Source organism: Oleiphilus sp. HI0132 (genome assembly GCF_001635845.1).
This window is the reverse complement of record NZ_LWGJ01001135.1, coordinates 1-4,290: the sequence shown is the minus strand read 5'-3', so window position 1 is coordinate 4,290 and position 4,290 is coordinate 1. Positions and strand designations below refer to the sequence as shown.

Genomic DNA, 4,290 nt, shown 5'->3' with positions numbered 1-4,290 from the left:
CGAGGTGCCGGGTTTGGCTACTTAGGCTCCACAGTCACGTCACTTATTTATGCTTCGTTTACTTTTATCTTCTTTGCGATTGAAGCCGCTATTCTCGCATCGGCTTTACATGCCTTGCTGGGTATTCCGCTATCGATCGGGTATTTCATTTGCGCTGTGGCGGTTATCCCTATTGTGATCCGGGGGATTACCACTATTTCGCGTTTTCAAGTCGGGACGCAAACTCTGTGGTTACTATTACAAATCGCGGCAATCGCTACCGTGATCATTGGCAAATAACGCGGCCTGTTGATGCGCGCGCGCAATGATGTCTTCACGCTCAAGGTGGTAATAGGCTAAAAATCGGCTCAACGCGATCTCGCCTTTTAATGGGCTAGCTAAATGCGCAATACCCCACCAATGGAGCGCATGCTTCATGTCGCGCCAGCGCGTTGTCACTTTTTGTTTAATGCTGTGCATGGCAACACCTCACACGCATTACGGCCACCGTTATTTGAGCATAGCAGGTCAATACCGCAAGTAAACGTGCACCGCTTCGCTAATTTTTCCACACAAAGGGGGCCACGCGGCTAACGGTAAAACGATGCGCCTTCTTGGTAACGACATAAGTCGCCGGATACCGAGACATTTGTCTCGCAGCGCCACTCAATACTTTGCCCACCCAGCACGTCAACTGGGGTCAATACCACCGCCGCATGCTCACCGAGCTTTTCTGCCGCTAAGACACGAATCACCCCACCGCGGGTAATCCGCATATCACGAATCATCGTGCTGGTTTTCATTTGCGCATCGGTATAACCCAAATCGTCGATCTCCGCTGGCCAACGACCATACTGATAACGATAAGACATCACTTCCATTTTCATCGCTGCTGCCGCTGCCAACGTTTGCGCAAGTGCATGCTGCTGTTGATAGGCAAGATATCTCGGCGGTACTGGCTGCTCACTCACCATCGGCTGCACCGCTTGGGTGGTGTCGTGTTGCTTACAAAGCCAATGCCAATTTTCTAGCTGCTGAACAAACGCGGCGGCTTTACGGGCACAAAAATCTTGCTCCGTGCGAGTGCGCCATAGCACCTGTTCGTCACCGTCTTTTTGATAACGCACTTCACAGGGCGGCACGCCATTTTGTTGGCCATAAATCACAGAGACAATGCGCTCTTCTTCGTTAAGCATGCAACGATAATGGATGTCCGCATAAGCGTGTGTGCCGATCAGAAGCACCAATATGCCGACACTTAATTTTGTTATTACAATCCCCACCCTACCGCGCATATCATTCCTTAATTATTAACGCCATGACTACGCCAAATACCGGTCAATAATGGCGAAGATTTCTTTTCGATAATTGCTGTGCTCGTTAGCCAGATGATGGCGCGCGCCGGTCAGCATATGAATCTGTGGGTCAGTAAATTTTTCACGAATAACACTAAGATTAAACCGCCAGTCTACCGTTTCATCACTGTCGCCTTGTATGACGACTGGACTAAAGGTCACCGGTGAATTTTTGAGAAAATGCGGCAACCATTTTTTCAGTGCGCCAACCCATTGTGCAGGCACATGGCGCGGCTGAAGTGGGTCATGATTTTCGAGAAAATCGAGAAACTCGCTGTCTCCGGAGTTAATCGAGAAAACACGTTTAATTTGTTTCGCGAACGGACTGATTGCGGTATGTAGCCACTTCACAAACGGCCAACGAAATGGGCGCACTAACGGCGCAAGCAGAATAGCGCGCTCAAACGGGAAGGTTTTTTCCGGGGAAAAACTCAGCAAATAATCCATCACTATCGCACCCCCGGTACTTTGTGCGATGACATGCCAAGGTTTTGGCAAATGGTTCTCTGCCAATGCGAGGCAGTTTTCCATGACTTCGCGGTAGGTACGAAAATCATCGATCACCGCGCGCGCGCCGGAGCTTAATCCATGACCTGGCAGATCATAAGCAAGCACCGCATACCCCAGCGATAGCACGTGGCCAATAATATGGCGGTACAAACCAACATGGTCAAAATACCCGTGACACACCAGCACGGTGCCGCGCGGATTTTCTGGCCGCCAAGCATGCACAGAGACACGATGCCCTGCGGCGTCAAAATAACCAAAACCATGAGACAACGCCGGCAACGCATCGGCGAAATCAAGACCGTAATAGCGAATATAGCGCTGGCTGGCCTCATCAAGCGGGTCAAATGCACGCCAATTCAGCGGCTGCCAATGCTGTTGAATATGTTGTTGATCAAACGGGCTAGTCATGGGCACACACAACGTATCAAGATCCTTCGATAATACGTCGCCTGTGCCGTTGCTGTCATGTCCGCTAGCGTTTCCCTACCTCTGCCGCAGTGTCATCGTGCGGTTGGGCTTGCGACCGTTTTTCCGCCTCGGGTCGTTGCCATTCAGGCGGCATCCAGAGATGCTGCAAACGCTTCCATAAGCCCCCTTTGCGGGCCATGTCACGAAACATATCGCGGTACTCATGGCACCAATTGACGATCAAGTTATTGCTATAAACCGGGCGCGTAATGCCGTATTCCACTGGCAGCGTTTCTCGCTCTTCGACGAAAGTTCCAAACAGGCGATCGTAAATAATGAACACGCCGCCGTAGTTTCTATCGATGTATTCTGGATTGCGCGCATGATGCACACGGTGGTGGCTAGGCGTATTGAAAATAAACTCGATTACCGGATGCAACTTGCCCACCAATGTCGTGTGAATGAAGAACTGATAGACCAACGACAACGCATAACAAATGCCAATCCACACCGGATTAAAGCCCACCCATGCCAGCGGCAAATAAAACAGCCAGCCGCCGTTAAAAATATTGGTGGCGTTTTGGCGCATCGCCGTAGAGAAGTTCATTCGCTCAGACGAGTGATGCGTCACATGGGCAGCCCAAAACCAACGTACGCGGTGAGAGCTTCTGTGCATCCAGTAAAAACACAAATCCACCAGAAACCACAGCGCAATCCCGGTGACCCATGTTAGCTCGATGTCTGCCACGCGGTGATAGTACACAAACGCATACACAGGAAAGGAAATCAGCCCTGCGAAAAGCAGCTCGGTAATTTGGTAGCCGGCACCGAGCATAAAATTACGCACCGATTCACGCACATCCACCAGTACGGGATTATTGCGAATGCGCAAAAACTCCCACGCGAACACGCCAATGAAAAACGGCGTGGCGATCACAAAGATAAGTTGGCGCGTATCCAGTGCCAGCCAGTCGGGCGCAAGAGCGAGCAGTTGCGGCAAACCGCTAGTGAGCCAAAGTTCGTCAAACCACTGGGAGATATTCATGCATCGCCTCGTTGTTATGTCGGTAGTGTTGTTAGCGCGATTACGCAATACACTCACTTTACGCCTATTTTTTAATCAGCAATTGACGAAATACGCCTATTTTTTGACAATATACGCCACAATGGATTTCGAGGGGGCCCAATGGCAACCGCAATGCGTGTCACCGGCGCGTGGGTGCAACTGCTCACCGACTGGCTCGACAAAGAAAACTTGCCCGCCCCCGACATTCGCCTGTGGCTCGACAGCCGCAGCCCCACCGATATTGTGGGTATAGGAAGTATAAAGCACCTTTTCACCCCTAAGCTGAAGTATCATACCCGAAATTGCTGCTCATTTTTATTGCCTAAGCCCCAGAATTTAGCTTCACAGCGCCCAAAGCAGGTCGTATTTTGGTCGATTTGACCGAAAAGTGCCTGGCGAATGGATCTCTAGCCGACAGTTGCCCCACCGGCCTGCCGCAAAGGCTGACAGTGCATGGATTGAGAACTTAGGAGCGTCAATTAAATAGGCGAGTCTGCGATGGGTCGAACAGGCTGGGAGTCAGTGGCGGGGCTCGCTCTGGCGGCAATTCGTGCTGTTTGGCAGCGTCAACCTTAGCGGCTTTCTGCCTGAGGTAATTAAGAATCAGCTCAATCACCTTCGGGTCTTCAATGCTTGCAATCACTTTGACTTGGCCACCGCAGTGTTCACAGACCTCGATGTCGATGGTAAAAACACGCTTGAGTCGTTGCATCCAGGTCATAGCGCGGTGGCGCTCTGCAGGGCTCTTGTCACACCAGTCAGTATCGAGACCTTCCGATTGATCGGGCTTTTTGCCCCGCTTAGCGGGTGTTACTTGAACGCGGTGTTTGCTGTTCGGTGCAAAAAGCCCGTGGAATCGAGTAAGGTTGACCCTAGGCTTGGGTACCAAAGCCGCTAGCTTGGCAATGAAATCCAGTGGTTCGAAGATCACATGCGTAGTGCCATTGCGGTAAGGGGTTTTGAGCTCGTAGC

6 protein-coding genes and 1 pseudogene are annotated in these 4,290 nt (G+C 51.2%); 2 read left to right on the top strand and 5 right to left on the bottom strand.

Annotated features, from left to right (window positions below; translation table 11 throughout):
- Nucleotides 1–267, top strand: a pseudogene (locus tag A3766_RS32040) (hypothetical protein); the annotation flags it as partial.
- On the opposite strand, the gene A3766_RS29715 reads toward A3766_RS32040, so the two are convergent.
- From A3766_RS29715 to A3766_RS15405, 4 genes are all read right to left on the bottom strand, one after another.
- On the bottom strand, nt 238–459 hold the full coding sequence (locus A3766_RS29715; protein ID WP_068510533.1) for a hypothetical protein: 222 nt from the start codon (nt 457–459) through the stop codon (nt 238–240). The pseudogene A3766_RS32040 and the gene A3766_RS29715 overlap by 30 nt on opposite strands.
- 110 nt (nt 460–569) lie before the next feature.
- Entirely contained in the window at nt 570–1,274 is a 705-nt protein-coding gene (locus tag A3766_RS15415; RefSeq protein WP_068510535.1) for a hypothetical protein, read from the bottom strand.
- Nucleotides 1,275–1,301: 27 nt separating this feature from the next.
- On the bottom strand, nt 1,302–2,252 hold the full coding sequence (locus A3766_RS15410) for an alpha/beta hydrolase (protein WP_068510537.1): 951 nt from the start codon (nt 2,250–2,252) through the stop codon (nt 1,302–1,304).
- 64 nt (nt 2,253–2,316) lie between these two features.
- The gene (locus A3766_RS15405) at nt 2,317–3,297 is read right to left on the bottom strand and encodes a sterol desaturase family protein (RefSeq protein WP_068510539.1); all 981 of its coding nucleotides are present in this window, start codon (nt 3,295–3,297) and stop codon (nt 2,317–2,319) included.
- A gap of 141 nt (nt 3,298–3,438) precedes the next feature.
- On the opposite strand from A3766_RS15405, the gene A3766_RS32035 reads away from it, so the two are divergent.
- Nucleotides 3,439–3,699 carry a hypothetical protein gene (locus A3766_RS32035; protein WP_068553683.1) on the top strand — a complete coding sequence of 87 codons (261 nt, stop codon included), beginning with the start codon at nt 3,439–3,441 and terminating at the stop codon, nt 3,697–3,699.
- 94 nt (nt 3,700–3,793) lie between these two features.
- Here A3766_RS32035 and A3766_RS15395 read toward each other — a convergent pair.
- On the bottom strand, nt 3,794–4,290 hold a 497-nt coding region (locus A3766_RS15395; RefSeq protein WP_197479589.1), incomplete at its 5' end, for a transposase.

What these genes read in the sequence shown, in the direction of transcription:
- A3766_RS32035 (WP_068553683.1), top strand. Translation starts at nt 3,439, where the DNA reads ATGGCAACCGCAATGCGTGTCACCGGCGCGTGGGTGCAACTGCTCACC.
- A3766_RS15415 (WP_068510535.1), bottom strand. Translation starts at nt 1,274, where the DNA reads ATGCGCGGTAGGGTGGGGATTGTAATAACAAAATTAAGTGTCGGCATA.
- A3766_RS29715 (WP_068510533.1), bottom strand. Translation starts at nt 459, where the DNA reads ATGCACAGCATTAAACAAAAAGTGACAACGCGCTGGCGCGACATGAAG.
- A3766_RS15410 (WP_068510537.1), bottom strand. Translation starts at nt 2,252, where the DNA reads ATGACTAGCCCGTTTGATCAACAACATATTCAACAGCATTGGCAGCCG.
- A3766_RS15405 (WP_068510539.1), bottom strand. Translation starts at nt 3,297, where the DNA reads ATGAATATCTCCCAGTGGTTTGACGAACTTTGGCTCACTAGCGGTTTG.